The following is a 15105-nucleotide window of genomic DNA, read 5'->3' as shown; positions in this document are numbered from 1 at the left end:
TTCAACTCCGAATTTTAGAAACGGAATAGCCCGACGCGCGCTTTGGCGACGATCAAATCGAGCGGCGGCAGGAAGTAATACGCACCTATCACACATCCAACCACCGCAATCACGCACAGCGTCACGGTCAACCAGATGCGGCGTTTGCGGCGTCGGATCTCATCCGCCGTGGTGATATAAGGGATGGTCAGAATAAGCGTCGAATCGACCAGGCTGAACAGGTCGCTCCCACGGCGGATGCCGCTATCGATGAGTTCAGCCGCGACCGAGAGCCCCGCGCCAGCCATCAGCGCCAAGGCAATGGCAATGGCAGCAACTTTCGGGCGGTTCGGCTTGATGGGTTCTTGCGGCACCGTGGGCTGCTCGATGACCTCAAGCTTCTCAGCCTGCTGGTCCTTTTCCAAGCTCTCGCCAAGTCGTGCTGCGGCGAGCTTAGCGGAGGCAGTTTCAAGATTATTTTTGACCGATTCCTGCTGGGCCAGAAGGGCCTCTAATGTCGCCTCGGTCTTTACGGCCGTTGTGGGCGGCGGTTTGTCGGCAGTCTCCGCATTCGGTGCGGTCCCACCGGATGAACCCGCATTTTCCAAAGCCTTAATCTGCCGTTTCAACGATTGGATGACCGGATGCCGATCGGAATAAAGCGCGCTCTTCTGGATCAGCTCTGCCCTGAGCTGGTCCAGCATGGTGGGCTGGTCGATCTTCGCTGATCCCAGCGGCCTCATTTGCGAGAGTTTTAATTGCGCGATCCGGGCATCGAGAGAGGCATTTTCAGCCTGCAGACGCTGAACCTCTCGGCTTAAGAACTTGGTGGTGTCGGTGGCGCGGCTGGTTCGATCACGCAGATCCTCGTTCAAAATGCGCGTCATTAATTCGTTTGCGACTTGCGCGGCGACAGCCGGGTCTGAGTATTCAAAGCCCACTGAGAAAACGATTGTCGGATTCTCCAGCCGCGAGCGCTGCTTGAAATCGAGTTGCAGATCGACGGGCAAAATTTTGGTCTGCTTTCTCATCAAGGCGACCAGCTCGGTGACCGTCATCAAGGCCCGCTTTTCGGGAAACAGCTGAAACTTGTCGGCGATGGCCACGAGATTATCGCGCGTCATCGTGCGCTGTTCGATCACCTGAATGCGTTCCTGGGCTGCGCTGGTCACGGTGGGGCGAACCAGATCCGTCGGAATCTGCTGCGACTGGACCAGGATCTTTCCTTCGGACACGTAAGAGGCAGGCCAGAGCAGCGCTCCAGCAACGCCCACGCTGCCAATCAAAAGGGCCGGAATGAGGAAAAATGCCCAGCGCCGTTTGATGAGACCCCAGTAGAACGCCGGCCGCAGGAGATGGCTTCGGTCCGGTTCGACCGACGGCTCCATGCCCTGAAGTTCATCGTCGTATGCAACTTTTTGCAACATGATCAGTCTTCATTGGTCAGCCGCCATGCGGCAAGGTTCATAAGCGGTCGGGCGTGCTCAGGGCGTGTCTCAGGAAAATTAGAAATATCTTAGCATTGAATTGTGTCGGACCGGGAAAAAACACGGGTTCCGGTACGGGATTTGGTTCGCAATATTAATGCGCGTGAAAAGGCCAGCCGTGAGATCGCCAAAATTTACGTACTTCCCAAATAGGTCGATCATGACCATAGGCTTGCGCGTGGACAATCTGTAATGCTGCGGCGCTGGGCTTAAGGATCAACGGATGTACGAGGCATTTTATCACCTTAGGGAGAAGCCGTTTTCGATTCTTCCCGACCCCGATCTGATCTATTGGGGCAAAATGCACTCCATGGCATTCACGATGCTCGAGTTCGGCGTGATGAACAATGCCGGCTTTACGGTGATCACGGGAGAAATCGGCTCTGGTAAAACCACCCTGGTTCGCCACCTCTTGCGGAAACTCAATCCGTCCATGAGCGTCGGGCTGATTTCGAACTCACCGCAAGGCCGCCAGGAACTGCTGCAATGGATCTTGTTGTCGCTCGATCAGCCCTTCGAAGGCGATTATCCCATCCTTTACAAGAGGTTACAAGATTACCTCTATGGCCAATTTGCGAACGGGCGGCGGACCATCCTGATCATCGACGAAGCGCAGAATCTCGAGCCCCAGGCTCTCGAGCACCTGCGCATGATCTCCAATATTAACGCCGATAAGTTTCAAATCCTACAACTCATTCTGGTCGGCCAGCCGCAGCTGCGGGATCTCTTGCTGGCGCCAGAGCTCCATCAGTTCGCCCAGCGGATCTCGTCGGACTTTCACCTCAGGCCCTTGGATCCGAAGGAGGTGGCCAATTACATCTCCTTCCGCTTGCAAGCAGTCGGGGCTCCCCATGCGCTTTTCAGCGCCGAAGCTTGCGCCCTCATCGCCTCCGCAAGCGGGGGCATTCCCCGGATGATCAACGTGCTGTGCGACACTGCGCTGGTCTACGGATTTGCCAACGATCAAAAAATCATTACGGATCAGATAGTTCGGGACGTTATTGCAGACAAGCAACAGTACAGCATATTCCCCGTTAAGAGGCCAAGCCGGGTTCCTTAAGTTATTGCTATGCATTATTATTTTAATTCTCTGCTACCGCGGAACCAAGCGCGCTATCTTTTACGCAGGCGGTGGGTTGGTGGCTCGAATGGGGATGGCTATGCGGATCTGGATCGTTGCGCTTTTTATCGGCTTGTGGGCATCCGCGGTGAATGCGCAGACGCTCAAACCAGGCGATAGCCTCAGCGTCTCCGTCCTGCAGGATCCCAAGCTCGACCGAACGGTCGTGGTGGATCCGCTCGGTGAAATCGCATTCCCTTTGGCGGGCCACATCCGGGTGCGAGGGCTGACCCCCGCTGCGGTGGAAAATATCCTAAGGAATAAACTGAAGGGCAACTATAAGGACGAGACCCTCGACGTCACCGTTGCGTATGTTAATGCGCCGAAGGAACCGATCGAAGAGGACCTCAAGCCAAAGATCTTCGTCACCGGCGAGGTGGCGCGTCCAGGCTCCTACATCATTCGCCAACCCACCACGCTAATGCAGGCAATTGCGCTCGCCGGTGGCATGGGCCCCTTCGCCGCAAAAAAGCGGATCATGGTTCGACGCCGCGGGCCCGGCGGCGATGAGACAATCTACATGTTCAACTACAAAGCCTATGAAGGTGGCGCTGACCTTGAGGGCAACATTTCGCTGCATGCCGGCGACGTGATCATGGTTCCCGAGCGCGGGCTTTTTGAGTAGGTCACGCTGAACCCACTGGGGCTGAGGCATCATACCGTGAAGAGAGCCGCCATTGCCGTCTCCGCGTGCATCGGCATGGCGCCTGTGGCTGCCTTAGCGGCTGATTGGTCATTGAACACCTCGCAGGTGGAGACGATCGAGGCGAGCGATAATCTCTTCATGCGGACCTCGCCCGCCGCAGCGATTGGCTCCTATTCAACGCTTACGGCAAACGCTGAAGCGTTGATGCCGACGTCGAAATTGAACATCAATGTCGATGGCAACTATCGGAAGTTTTGGGGTCCGGGCGTCGAAGGAGTGCCATCTGAATCGCTGAGCTGGGGCGCCTTAGGTCACTACGAGCACACCGAGAAAGGGAGTTCGGACCGGGAATACCTGGAAACAAACTGGCGTCAGTCGAGTACAGCGTTCGCGCTATTGAACGAGTTCGGTGTCATCACCAATACGAAGGGATTTCTGGATCGACGCACCTTCACGGGTGGGATCGATAGGTCGATCACCAACCTGGATTCCTTGAGCTTGATGGCCACTTCCACCCACACTAGCTATGAGCCTTCGGGAGGCGGAACGCCCGTCACAGATACACTCGCGCGTGGGTCTTGGCGTCATCGCTTCAGCCCGATCACCGCGTTGAATGCGTCCTCCGAATATGAACGGCTCAATTATGAAAACGCCCAGAACTCGCAGATCGAGATTTACCGCAATCAGCTGGGTATCGACGCGACGTTGTCGCCGGTGCTTTCATTTCACGGAAATATCGGCCCGATCTATATTGTGACCGCGGGCGGTATCAATCCACTTTCCGGCATCCAGGGCACGCCGATAAACACGTCGGGGACAAGCTCTTTACTGGATTGGATCGGCAATGCCATCCTGACCTATCGTGTATTGAAGAACACGACGTTGTCCATTGACATCGCGCAATCGGTATCCTCCAGCGTCGTAGGTTCCCTATACAAATCGGACTACGTGACGGCGGTCCTCAGCCACAGCATTAATTCACTTTCCACGATCTCGTTTTCTGCAAGTGCGACGCGGACGACGTCAACGTCCTCGACTGACATTGCCTCCGCCTCCGTGACATATGGCTACCAACTCACCAAAGATCTGAACGCCCAGCTCACCTACCGCTATCAGCACCGCTTTGGAACTAACGGAGGAGCCAGCATCGATCCAATCACCGGCACCCCTACACTTGCCGGGAGTGGCCCCGCTAGCTCGAACAGCATCATGCTGGTGGTCTCACACCATTACACCGTTCTTCCACACGGCAACTAACTGCTCATTTCATCGCCGCGCGAATGCTGTCCTTCAAGGCGGTGCCGTCAGGTTCGAGATTGAGCGCAAGCTTAAACTGTTCAGACGCCTTGTCGGCCTGCCCGGCCGCCGCGTAGCTCATGCCGAGGTGGTAGTGCGGAGCAGCTGCATTCGGATCCTTTGATACCACGTTCTCCAAAACAGAGATTGCCGCTGCGTAGTCACCTTGCTTGTACTTCACCCAACCAAACGTGTCCTGCAGCTGGGGCACTTCAGCGTTCTTAAGCTTGTCCCCTAAAGCGACGGCTCGATCCAGGCTTGCCTTGTCAGAGCGATTATCAAGCAACAGGCTCACCAGATTATTGACTGCAATGGCCGTGTTCGGCTGCTCCTTGAGGATGGCCTCGTATTGAGCGATGGCCTTTTCATAATCACCTTTGACAATCTCGAGGTTCGCAAGCCGCATCTGAAGATCGATATCGGCGGGAAGTTCTTTCAGACCACTTTCGATGGTGCTTACGGCTTGGTCGACATTTTTTTGGCTGGCATAAAGCTCAGCTAAGGCGCTGTAGCCGCCCGGTTCCTTCGGTTGCTGCGTGATCGCTTGTTTAAAACTGCGCTCCGCCTCAGGCTGTTTCTTCTGGGCAAGTTGAGTCCGACCGAGCAGCACCAGTACTTGCGAGCTCGCTGGATTCTTGGTCTTAAGGTCCTCCAAAAGAGCGATCGCCTTGTCGGACTTGCCTTGTTTCACATAGGCCGACACCAGCGCTACCAGCGGCTGCAGTGCGTTGGGAGCAGCGGCTTGCGCGTCCTCCAAGGCCTTGAGACTCTCCTCCACCTTGTTTTGTCCGGCAAGCGCCGAGGCGCGGATTTCATCCGAGAGCACCTTGCCACCATCGATACCGCCGGCGGCGTCAGCCACGGCCATTGCACCCGACCAATTTTTTTCGGCAATTCTGAGCTGTGCTAGCGCGGATAACAGCTGGAGATTCTTCGGAATGCGGGTAACGGCGTCAGCCAGGACTTCCTCTGCCCGACCAAGATCTTTGCGTCGCTGCAAAAATGCGACGTAACGAAGAACCACAGCCGCGTTCGATCCAGCGGATTTCATCGCATCCGCGTACTGCCTATCCGCCAATTCCGGTTTGCCGCTGCGCTCGTAGGCCGAAGCCAGCAGCATCAACAATTCCGGCGATTTGGGCTGATCGTTGAGGGCGGCGCGCAAATCTGAGATCGCACTATCGAAATTGCCTTTTTCAATGTTAAGGGCTGCACGAAGCCGCAACGCTCCCGCGTTCCGTTTGTCCTTAGCAAGCACGTCAGCGATGATGGGCTCAGCCGCGGTTGTATTGGACCGGCTCACGTACAGTTCAGCGAGCTTGACTTGAGCTGTGAGCTTCCTCTCCTGCGTCGATGCGTTCGAGGCGAGATCTTGCAGGGCTTTGAATGCCTCGTCGAACTTCTTTTCGACAACGTCGATCTCGACCAATCCCAATTGATAATCGAAAATATCCCCACCAGCTTTGATACGGCTTTCGAGCTCACTACGGGCTGCTGCAGGTCCCTTGACGATATTCAAGAAGCGCACCAGTTCCAGGCCCAGCTTGCTATCCGTCGGATTGGCCTGCACGAGGCCGCGAAATTCCTTCTCCGCCTCGTCTAAGTGCCGCTCAGCCATCAAGATCTGGATGAGTTGCTTTCGATAATCTACATTGTTCGGCGCCTTCTCGAGCAGAGTCCGCATCTGCTCCTCTGCCTTCGGCAGCTCTCCTTTTCGCAGATAAAGTTGCAACTTCTGGAGCGCAATCCGTGTTTCGTCGCCCTCATCAGGCTTGAGGGCTGCCAAGAGCTTTAACGCGCCGTCCGGATCGCCTTCATTAGTTTTCTTAAGAGCAAGAATGCTAACGGCGTCGGGATTCGAGGGATCAATCTCAAACGCGCGCTGTGCCTCGCGATAGGCAGCTTCGCTGTCGTTGGTTCGAAGCAAGGCAAGCGATTTGACAGCATGAAGCGCTGCGTTGGGCTTATCGCCTTCACGCACCCCATCAATGATCCGGAGAGCGCCATCGGCAGCGCCGCCTCCGACCATGATCCGCGCAAGTTTGATTCGGGCATCGGTGTCGTTCGGATCCAGCTCGACGATCCTCTTCAAATCGGCGAACAACCCCTGCGATTTACTGCGCTCGTCAATGCCAGCGATCGCACGCCATATCTCCACATTGTCGTTCTTATATTTGAGAGCGCGCATGAGCTGCCCACGTGCCGCGCCGTCTTGATTCTTTTGGATCAACGACATTGCACCGTCGTAGTACTCCTTGGCGCGTTCTTCCGGAGAAGAACAATTGGTCAGCGCCAGCAGCGGGAGCAGAAGCAGGCCTTTCCTGCAGTTGAGGAGCACCCTATTTTTGATCATTTGGCCGTTTTCCAAGACATTCATGAGCGAAAGGCAATTGCGGTTATCGCCGGATCACCAGGCATTGCGGCTCTGCGAGCAAAAACTCGAATCCGTTTAGGCCGAACAATCGTCGCGTATCGCGAGGCACGTTGGCAAAACGCAGCTCTAGTTTTTTGCTGACAAGCTCTTTTCGAAGCATCAATAAAAGACCGATGAAACGCTGATCTATCCAGCTAAGGTTGGAACAATCTAGCACGACGTCTCTGTGCAGGGCGAGCGCTGAGCGAAATTCGGCAGCGGCTCTTTCGACATGCCGGGCAATGGCGGGACCTGACAGGGCGATCTCGATGGCTTGATCTGCTGGCCGCGTGACAATCTTCAAATCTTCAGACTGCACCCGCTTCGCGCCTTGCAGGGTGGAATGGAACGCGAGGGGCAAAACCTTTGTCAAAAACAGCTTGGTTAAGACCTTGCCGTCCCTCCAATAGCGCCTCCAAAGGTATGGCTCCTCCTTGATCCGCCACATCCACTCAAATCCCGAATTGCGCAGCAGAGCTGGAGCGCGCTTTACGGTTCCGGCCTCGAAGTTTATCGCAGCGCCAAATTGCGCGCGAAGGGGAACCTTGATGCGATGGTGGTTGCGGAGCAGCCATGTCTGCGCCTTCTCCGCTCCGAGGAAGACCGCCAGGAGGTCGGCACCGCTGGCGTTAATCGCATCAATAACTTCCCGGCGGCTCATTTCCTCTATGCTGCCGAACCCGGGATTTACCGAGCCCACGCATTCGAGGCCACCATTTGAAAGGTTTAACTTGTCGGCGACGACCGAGGCCAATCCTTCCGCACCTCCAAACAGAAAAACCCGCAGCCGCTTCGGCGCACCTTCACCGCGTTTGAGAATCTCGAAAAGATCGGCCCCTGTGACCCGTTCCCGAATTGGTATTCCGAGCAATTTAGCGATCCAGATCAGAGGCATACCGTCAGCGATGCAAAGGTTGCTGCGCAGCAAGGATTCCCGGAAATAAGGATTTATCCGGCTGGCGACGAGAAAATTCACATTTGGGGTTGAGATTAGATAAGGAGCAGCCACGCTTGACGCCTTGTAGATCGAGCGCAGCAATACGTCGAAGTTGAGCGCGTCCACCGCAAGACCAAGGAAGCCAAACACTTCCCGATCCAGGTCCTCGCCGACCGGAGTTGTGGCCTCGGTCTGCGCTATGCTGACAACTGGCAAAGCAATCATTTAGGCAGCCCATGCAAGAGGATAATTTGGTCAACCCAAAACGGTAACGATTTGTCTAAAGGGATTTACCTCAAAAGCCAGCAGGGCCTGAAAGCTAAATCTAATCAATATTAATGCCTCTCAAGCTCATTTCCCAATTAAATCATCGAGCTGCAATACCACAAACGGTTAACCTTTGTTCCCTGCCGGGCCGGTCAGCCATTTGCCCCAAAAGGGCGCCCAGGCCCCCTGGACTCAGCGAATCGGCAAACCTCTGCTTTCCGAGAGTTGCCGTGAGAACTATCTAGTCTCCCTTAAGCATTAGCTTTGCTCAGGAACAGCTTCGGAGGGCGATCTACATGCGGTTGGTGATTTTCGTTGCTACGTCTACGACTCGCGCCAAACACGAATGATGAAACTGCACGGCGGTACCGCCCGGGTTCAACGGGTCCCCACCTTTCTCACCCTTCTCACCGCAGAGAATCCCGCCGGCTGCCTGCAAGGGATCGATTTTACACCTGCCCCAAACCCAAATTAATTTGGCGCATTTCGTCCGAAGAACGGATATGATAAACTACTTCTCACCTGAAACCGACGTGCGTGTATTGTGCAGTCATTGATTTCTACTTCGCATCGCTTTCCAGTATTGGATGGACTGCGTGCCATCAGCATTCTGCTGGTGCTAGCAACCCACATGTTGCCGCTCGGTCCAAAATCGCTTCAATTGAATTCCACCACCGGCCCGATGGGGATGAGCCTATTTTTCGGACTTTCCGGTTTTCTCATTACGAGCCAACTCCTCAAAAACGATAATGTAGGGGAGTTTCTGATCCGGCGACTGGCTCGAATTTTACCCTTGGCTTATGCCTATGCCGCGGTTGTATTCACCTTAGTTACTTTTGATCCTGAGCGGCTGTTCGGCACGCTGACCTTCCTCGAGAACTACTACGTTCAGTATCTAAATGGATATAATTCGCACTTCTGGTCTCTTTGCGTTGAGGTGCAGTTTTATGCGATCATCGCATTAGTTGTCGCCGTCGCGGGACGAAAAGGTCTTTGGATCGTATTTCCCGCCTGCTTGATCATCACAGCGATCCGCGTCCATGCGGGCGCCTACGTGAATATCAACACCCATCTTAGGGTTGACGAAATTCTCGCCGGCGCCTGTGTAGCCTTGCTGTATCGTGACGGCGCACCGCATCGGAACTCATATCTGTTGACTATCTGTGCTGTCTCGCTGTGGGTCGCATCGTCAAGCCCGTTCTCTGGTTGGTTACAGTACGTGCGTCCGTACACCTCCGCCATCCTCATATTCCTGATGCTTAGGCAGGGCCCCTCTCATCTCCGGGACTTCTTGACGTGCAAATCGATGCGATACATTGCCGCTATCTCGTACGCACTATACGTCATTCACCACGGACTTATTCAGGGATGGCTCGGTGAAGGCAGCATTCTTGAGCGCTACCTCGTTAAGAGACCCATCAGCTTTGCGTTGACTTTTCTGCTAGCGCATCTATCCACGTTCTACTGGGAGAAGTATTGGCTCGATCTGGCCAAAGATTATATTTCCCGACGCTCTTTGCTCAAGCGTTCTGTCCAACCCACATAGTAAATAGGTTTAAGGTCGTCCGGTCGCAGCTGCCAAGTTCTTTGGCGCTTTGGCGGAAGCTTCGTGTATGAAGGTCTTCGCTGAATTTCGTCCTACCAAATCTAATTCCCACTTTGTTGAACCGTCGCTTCCTGTCTTGACTTGTCGAAAGCCTAATTCGGCATAGTGATCGCGAACGAGCTCGTTCTTTGTAGTCGGAATGTATGTACCCCGAATGCGTTGCAGACCCCGGGCGCGGGCCTGGTCGCACAAATAGTTGAGCACGAAATTTTCCAAGCCTCGCTTGAGGACGCGACAGCTCATCAGCCAAGTATCGACATCAAGCGCGTCCTGCTCGACCTGACCAAAGACGACGCTAACCAATCCATTATCTCCAAAGCGGTCGGTAAGGCTCGCCGTCACCGTAATCCAATCCGAGTTGTTCATTAATGCCAACACGTCCGCGGAGCTTCTTCGGCGAGTCGTCAGATTGAACTGGTTCGATTTGTTGATCAGTTGCGTCGTTCGCTCCAGCGTCGTTGGCAACACCGGACCAATCGTTGCGGTCATTTCCAAGGAGCGCAGGAAATCTTCCATGCCTGTTGCGGAACTCTCGATCGCACTCCGCATGGCGTTGGCACGGTAAAACTCGCTGCGCTTGAAGTCCTCCTGCCCGAGCGAACTCACCTGAAAATACTGGTGGCGCTCGAGCGTCGCTATGAAGTCGACAGGGTCCGCAGAAACTTCTGGGACGGCCACCTCCGGCACCAATTGCCGAATGATGCTGCGCTCGGCCGGATTGTCATCGACAAAGACCAGGGAATCGAGACCGATGTTGAGCTGCTTGGCGATCGCGCGCAGGTTCGCGGCTTTGTCCGTCCAATTTGCGACAAAGCAGGAGATGTCCTCAAGTCTGAGAAGCATATCTGGGTGCTTCTCGAAGACCTCTCGTGCAATACTCTCGTTGTTCTTGCTGCACACGGCGAGAATGACGCCTCGCGTTTTCAACGCCTTGACGTAACGCTGGAAGGCAAGAAAGCCCTCGCCCTCCGGTTCGCCCTGACTGACCCGAATTCCACCCAAACCGTCGTCGCCAATCACGCCGCCCCACAAGGTATTATCTAGGTCAAGGACGAGGCACTTGCGGCTGAGCCCGAGCTCCGCCGCAATGACCGAGCTCACGTTGTAAGCGTAGTTGACGAGATGTTCGGGCGCGCATGGAATTTTGGCATGAAGAAAAAACCGCTCATCGCCCCAGGCCCGGCGACCGACATCAGAAGCAAGGCCCTCGACATCATGAATCGAGACATACGATGGCGCCCGATCAGCCAAAAGACGGTTCAGTTCAGAAATGTAGCGAGAGAACGCCGCTGGATGCCTGGTTTCATAATTGCCGAGCGCCTTCCAGGCCGGGATGTCGAAATTGTTTTGCAGAATTTGGCAGCCCAGCCGATCGTGCGCGATCCGCCATAGATTGGCCCAGTCGTTGACTTCACGTTCCAAGAGCTCGGTCACTTCTTGATGACCATTTGACAGGGCAGGAGCGTGCGCGACATTGCGCCAATTGGTCGCGATGAAGATTCGGTTCGGCCTGAAGCTGTACAATCCAGAATGCGGGTCCAGGATTTCCTGTCGAAAAAGGCCATAGTCCGATTCATACAACTCGACGTCAATCCCCGAGCCAAAAAGATAGAGTTCAATGAAATCCTTCAGCTGATGTGTTGTGAACCCGCCCAGGATCGCAAGCCGCTGCTTGGTCCGGCCGCGGAATTCGACCGGCAACGACTTGAATATTCGGTGAAGGCTTTGTAGAGATGTATAGTCCAGCGTAGGCGTAAGAACTGAGCGAATGGCGATGGCAATGTCATCGAATCGCTTTGCTTCCACGGCGGCCTTAAGAGCCTTTGCGAGAGCAGTAAAGGCCGTACGCCGCGCAGCCTCATTCGCGGTCCTATAGCCTTCAACAGCGGCGGCTAAATCGGACGAAACGTGCTCAAGGCTTGAGGTCGGAGCAGGATGCGAAGCGAGGGCGTTGTCCGGCATGCTCATTACTTTTCAGATGCTAAGTGTTACCCAAGGAATCATTAAGAAAAACCAGCATGGCCGATGGGCGCCGAGCGCACCTTTTGGAGCGCCCTCTTCTTACCGCCGAGCAGCACGCGCCACTGATATTGGCGAAGAAACTTGCGAAACTCCGGATCTTGATAGCGCGGCTTCCGCTGCAATGCGCTCTTGACAAAGCCCCAAAGTATCGCCGCGCTGCCGAGGATGTAAGGTTTTTGGTTCAGACGGGTGAGCGCGCTCGCAAGCATGTACCACACGCTTGTCCCCATAAAATACTGTCCGTAGCCGTGCCGCATTCGACCGTGGAAAACACTGACCTGGCTCGACCCCATGGGACGGAGGTGAACGAACCGGAGCTCCGGCTCATCAACACTGAAAGCCTTCCAGCCGCGCATTCGGCACTTATGGCAGTCGATACCATCCCACATCACTTCACGCACGAAGCCACCGATCGCCCGAAAGCACGACGTTCGATAGAATTTTGAGGCTCCAATCGAGGTGTCGTCACCATGCCGTTCAGGCACTAGCCCGCCATTTTCCTCAATGTAGGCTTTCCCGCTACATGTGGCGATGGCAGGATCTGCCTCCATCTTCGTGATCAGCGTCTCGAAATAGCGTGGTGGCAAATCAAGATCGAGGTCCAATTTGCAAAGATAAGGGTAGTCCGCGTTTTTGATGCGATCATACCCGACATAGAAGGCGTCTACGACTCCCGGACCCACAGAACGGCCGCCACGATCTGTTCGCGTGACGACTTCGATCCACGCGTGCCTGCTCGCATACTCCGCCAAAATTTGCGGGGTCGCATCGGTGGAGCCGTCATCCACAATGACCCATTTGGCAGGCGGAATGGATTGAGCAATCACGCTATCCAAAGTGCGCCGCATGAAGTCGGCTTCATCGCGGCAGGGGGAAATCAAGGCATACCGCCTATCCATGTCGATATCCAAACCCACTGAACTTGCCTTCCGTTCGAATTGTCGGCTGCACGATAGCAGCTTTGATGCTCAGCCGCTCCCCAACAGATCTCGGCAGAGTAACGGCCGCAAATGCGAGATCATCGAGACAAGCTGTTCGCCCCTGTAGCGGAAAGTGATCTTCCGGGCTATCGAGGCGTTTAAGGGTCCAGTGCTGGACGGCCTCGCTAAGCCGTTCGAGCGGCAGCACCTCGATCGAGGCCGGCTCCAGAATTTGACCAATAGCCTTCATGCCCGCTTCTTTCGCACACCAGATGGCCGCAGTTGATCGCGTCCGATCGCCGATCGACAGCTTACGAACGAATTCGAGTTCGCGCGCAGTGAGGAACTGACGCCAAGCCTTGGGGTGGATAGCTGAAATGAATTCAACATCGATGCCGATCCCGCGGAGCACCTCGCTTCGTCCGGCGGCAGCAGCAACGTAAGAACATTCATGCTTGCTTGCATGCGTAATGCTGCCCGTAATGCCATCTGGCCACAGGGGGGCTCTATCTGGTCCGGCCGGAAGTTCGATGTCATGGACCCCAAGCTCGGTAAGCGCGACACGTGCATGAGCGCGGCCGGCCAAGAATTCCGAGCGGCGTCTGTTTCCCATTACGATTCCGCATCTCTCCTCGTAATGATGCGAGACAGAGATTGTACCTGAACCGGCGCTGATGGCGATCCAATCCGGCAAGAGCCGGCGCCAAATGCAGTCAATTGGCGGCATGACAATAACTCGGCTCTTCAACGCGCAGATTTGCCGTTCTAGCCGCAGGAAGGCGGCGGTTGGCGGGCCACATCACGCTGTGCGACAGAATGTCCGACGCAAGACACGGAATTCCAGAGTTCGCGCGGCCCTGGAGCAGGCGCTTGACCAAACCAAGGCTGATGCCAATCAGCGCGAAAAGGTCGGTGAGGACCGCGTACGATAATCCATAGGTTGTCGCGAAGAACCGTCGGCGCGATTGAAACCAGTATTCCGGAAGCCGCTTTGGCTTGGCGTTTCGCTCCGTGACTTTGGTACTCTGACCCGCGATGTGCATGACCCGGCTCGCAGGGACATACCAGGTCGCAAACCCAACTTGTCTCGCGCGATAGCAGAAATCGGTCTCCTCAAAATAGAGGAAATAGTTCTCATCAAATCCGCCGATCCGCTCAATCAGCTCCCATCGCACCATCATTGAGGCGCCTGGGACCCAATCAATTGGCTGGACCTCAGGCGTCATCTTCTGAGCGACCACCCAGCGCTTCAGGATTTTGCTGACCAAACCGAACTGCAGTCCGGCCTCAAGCTCGCTCCACGCGGTAGGAAATCGAAACGCAATCGGCCAGTCACTGCCATCGAGGTTCTCGAAGCTACCGCCGGCAATTCCTGCCTGAGGATGCGCTTCCAGAAAATTGACCAGAGCATCGATTGCTCCTTCGCGGACGATCGTGTCCGGATTGAGCAAATGAACGAAACGGGGAGGACCGAGGCGGCTCGCCTCACGAATGGCCAGGTTGTTTCCGTAGGCAAAGCCCCCGTTGAGAGGCGCCACGACGAGCTTCACCCAGCTCGACCATCCATACTTCTCGATCGCGCTCGCAACAATGGACGCGTCTCCGGACGCATTGTCGACCACGACGGCCACGATTTGCAAACGAGACGAGGCGCGTTCCACCTCGATCGATCTCAGACAATCGATCGTCAGGTCCGCCGACTTGTAGGTGACGATTGCGATGGCGACGTCGTGGGCACTCATGCAGCGTCTACCCTGATCTGCTCCACGGAACTTTTCTTCGTCGCAATATTTTTCGCCATAAGTCGGCTGGCTATCGTGTCAGCGAGCAGTTCGGCATGAGGTTCTTGGAGCATGCTAAAGTGCCCGCCGTTGACATCCTCAATCAACAGATCGTTGGCTACATCTCGCCATCCAAGCGTTTCATCCGTGTAGATCTCACGAAACGCCGTATCACCTGCATGGCCATTGCGCGCGCGGACCAGCAGCACTGGGAACGAGGATTGCGTGGCCCTGTATTCGGCCTCAGCGGAGTCGTAGATCTGGCGTACCGTCAAGGCCGGCAGACCGCGCGGCCAGCGACGCCTGCCCGCGAGCACCTTCTGCAAGATGTTAAATCGCGTTTTCACTGACCAACGCTTTCCGCGGGAAACGACTTCCCAAAGCGTCGCATTTACCAGCTTGCGCGCGGCCGCTCCCAAGACTTCTGTGGTGTTGCGGCTATGCTCGCCACGCGCGAACAGCTGCTTAAAGCGGTCGAAACGCTGTCTTGCTATTCGTCCCTGCCGTTTAGCAGCGCCGGGCCTTGCCGCATCAAGGATGATGACGAGTTCCACCTTTTGATGCTGCGCAACCAGCTGAGACGCTATCTCATGGGCAAGAACTCCGCCGGCACACATGCCCCCAATAATAT

General features: G+C 55.4%; 12 protein-coding genes. 4 read left to right on the top strand and 8 right to left on the bottom strand.

What is annotated here, in order from left to right:
* Window positions 1–14: 14 nt before the first annotated feature.
* Window positions 15–1406 (bottom strand): GumC family protein, encoded by a 1392-nt coding sequence (locus IF809_RS33400; RefSeq protein WP_462839664.1) that lies wholly within the window; start codon window positions 1404–1406, stop codon window positions 15–17.
* A gap of 283 nt (window positions 1407–1689) precedes the next feature.
* On the opposite strand from IF809_RS33400, the gene IF809_RS33395 reads away from it, so the two are divergent.
* The 3 genes from IF809_RS33395 (at window position 1690) to IF809_RS33385 (ending at window position 4489) form a co-directional block, all read left to right on the top strand.
* Complete coding sequence (locus tag IF809_RS33395; protein WP_462839663.1) at window positions 1690–2526, top strand: ExeA family protein; 837 nt, start codon at window positions 1690–1692, stop codon at window positions 2524–2526.
* A 100-nt stretch (window positions 2527–2626) separates the two neighbouring features.
* Window positions 2627–3211, top strand: coding sequence for a polysaccharide biosynthesis/export family protein (locus IF809_RS33390; RefSeq protein ID WP_462839662.1), 585 nt, complete (start codon window positions 2627–2629; stop codon window positions 3209–3211).
* Between the two features lie 36 nt (window positions 3212–3247).
* Window positions 3248–4489 carry a hypothetical protein gene (locus IF809_RS33385; protein WP_462839661.1) on the top strand — a complete coding sequence of 414 codons (1242 nt, stop codon included), beginning with the start codon at window positions 3248–3250 and terminating at the stop codon, window positions 4487–4489.
* Window positions 4490–4493: 4 nt separating this feature from the next.
* On the opposite strand, the gene IF809_RS33380 is transcribed toward IF809_RS33385, so the two are convergent.
* Together IF809_RS33380 and IF809_RS33375 are read right to left on the bottom strand one after the other, a co-directional pair.
* Window positions 4494–6881: a tetratricopeptide repeat protein gene (locus tag IF809_RS33380; protein WP_462839660.1), complete on the bottom strand. Its 2388-nt coding sequence runs from the start codon at window positions 6879–6881 to the stop codon at window positions 4494–4496.
* A 43-nt stretch (window positions 6882–6924) separates the two neighbouring features.
* The gene (locus IF809_RS33375) at window positions 6925–8103 is read right to left on the bottom strand and encodes a WecB/TagA/CpsF family glycosyltransferase (protein WP_462839659.1); all 1179 of its coding nucleotides are present in this window, start codon (window positions 8101–8103) and stop codon (window positions 6925–6927) included.
* 586 nt (window positions 8104–8689) lie between these two features.
* Here IF809_RS33375 and IF809_RS33370 point away from each other — a divergent pair.
* Window positions 8690–9691, top strand: coding sequence for an acyltransferase family protein (locus tag IF809_RS33370; RefSeq protein ID WP_462839658.1), 1002 nt, complete (start codon window positions 8690–8692; stop codon window positions 9689–9691).
* 9 nt (window positions 9692–9700) lie between these two features.
* Here the strand turns inward: IF809_RS33370 and IF809_RS33365 are convergent, their stop codons facing one another.
* From IF809_RS33365 to IF809_RS33345, 5 genes are all read right to left on the bottom strand, one after another.
* On the bottom strand, window positions 9701–11719 hold the full coding sequence (locus tag IF809_RS33365) for an HAD-IIIC family phosphatase (RefSeq protein ID WP_462839657.1): 2019 nt from the start codon (window positions 11717–11719) through the stop codon (window positions 9701–9703).
* 35 nt (window positions 11720–11754) lie between these two features.
* Window positions 11755–12672, bottom strand: coding sequence for a glycosyltransferase family 2 protein (locus IF809_RS33360; protein ID WP_462839656.1), 918 nt, complete (start codon window positions 12670–12672; stop codon window positions 11755–11757).
* Window positions 12665–13420, bottom strand: coding sequence for a 4'-phosphopantetheinyl transferase family protein (locus IF809_RS33355; protein WP_462839655.1), 756 nt, complete (start codon window positions 13418–13420; stop codon window positions 12665–12667). The genes IF809_RS33360 and IF809_RS33355 overlap by 8 nt, the downstream gene beginning before the upstream one ends.
* The gene (locus IF809_RS33350; protein ID WP_462839654.1) at window positions 13407–14435 is read right to left on the bottom strand and encodes a glycosyltransferase family 2 protein; all 1029 of its coding nucleotides are present in this window, start codon (window positions 14433–14435) and stop codon (window positions 13407–13409) included. The genes IF809_RS33355 and IF809_RS33350 overlap by 14 nt, the downstream gene beginning before the upstream one ends.
* Window positions 14432–15105: thioesterase domain-containing protein (locus IF809_RS33345; protein WP_462839653.1), on the bottom strand; the 674-nt coding region annotated here is incomplete at its 5' end. The genes IF809_RS33345 and IF809_RS33350, both read right to left, overlap by 4 nt.

The sequence above is a fragment of the Bradyrhizobium sp. UFLA06-24 genome (genome assembly GCF_054967145.1).
The sequence above is the reverse complement of the archived record's forward strand: the minus strand, read 5'-3'. Positions and strand labels throughout refer to the sequence as shown.

Bases quoted from the DNA above. Each gene is read 5' to 3' on its own strand.
- IF809_RS33355 (WP_462839655.1), bottom strand. From the start codon at position 13,420: ATGCCGCCAATTGACTGCATTTGGCGCCGGCTCTTGCCGGATTGGATC.
- IF809_RS33380 (WP_462839660.1), bottom strand. From the start codon at position 6,881: ATGATCAAAAATAGGGTGCTCCTCAACTGCAGGAAAGGCCTGCTTCTG.
- IF809_RS33400 (WP_462839664.1), bottom strand. From the start codon at position 1,406: ATGTTGCAAAAAGTTGCATACGACGATGAACTTCAGGGCATGGAGCCG.
- IF809_RS33350 (WP_462839654.1), bottom strand. From the start codon at position 14,435: ATGAGTGCCCACGACGTCGCCATCGCAATCGTCACCTACAAGTCGGCG.
- IF809_RS33395 (WP_462839663.1), top strand. From the start codon at position 1,690: ATGTACGAGGCATTTTATCACCTTAGGGAGAAGCCGTTTTCGATTCTT.
- IF809_RS33375 (WP_462839659.1), bottom strand. From the start codon at position 8,103: ATGATTGCTTTGCCAGTTGTCAGCATAGCGCAGACCGAGGCCACAACT.
- IF809_RS33360 (WP_462839656.1), bottom strand. From the start codon at position 12,672: ATGGATAGGCGGTATGCCTTGATTTCCCCCTGCCGCGATGAAGCCGAC.
- IF809_RS33365 (WP_462839657.1), bottom strand. From the start codon at position 11,719: ATGAGCATGCCGGACAACGCCCTCGCTTCGCATCCTGCTCCGACCTCA.
- IF809_RS33390 (WP_462839662.1), top strand. From the start codon at position 2,627: ATGCGGATCTGGATCGTTGCGCTTTTTATCGGCTTGTGGGCATCCGCG.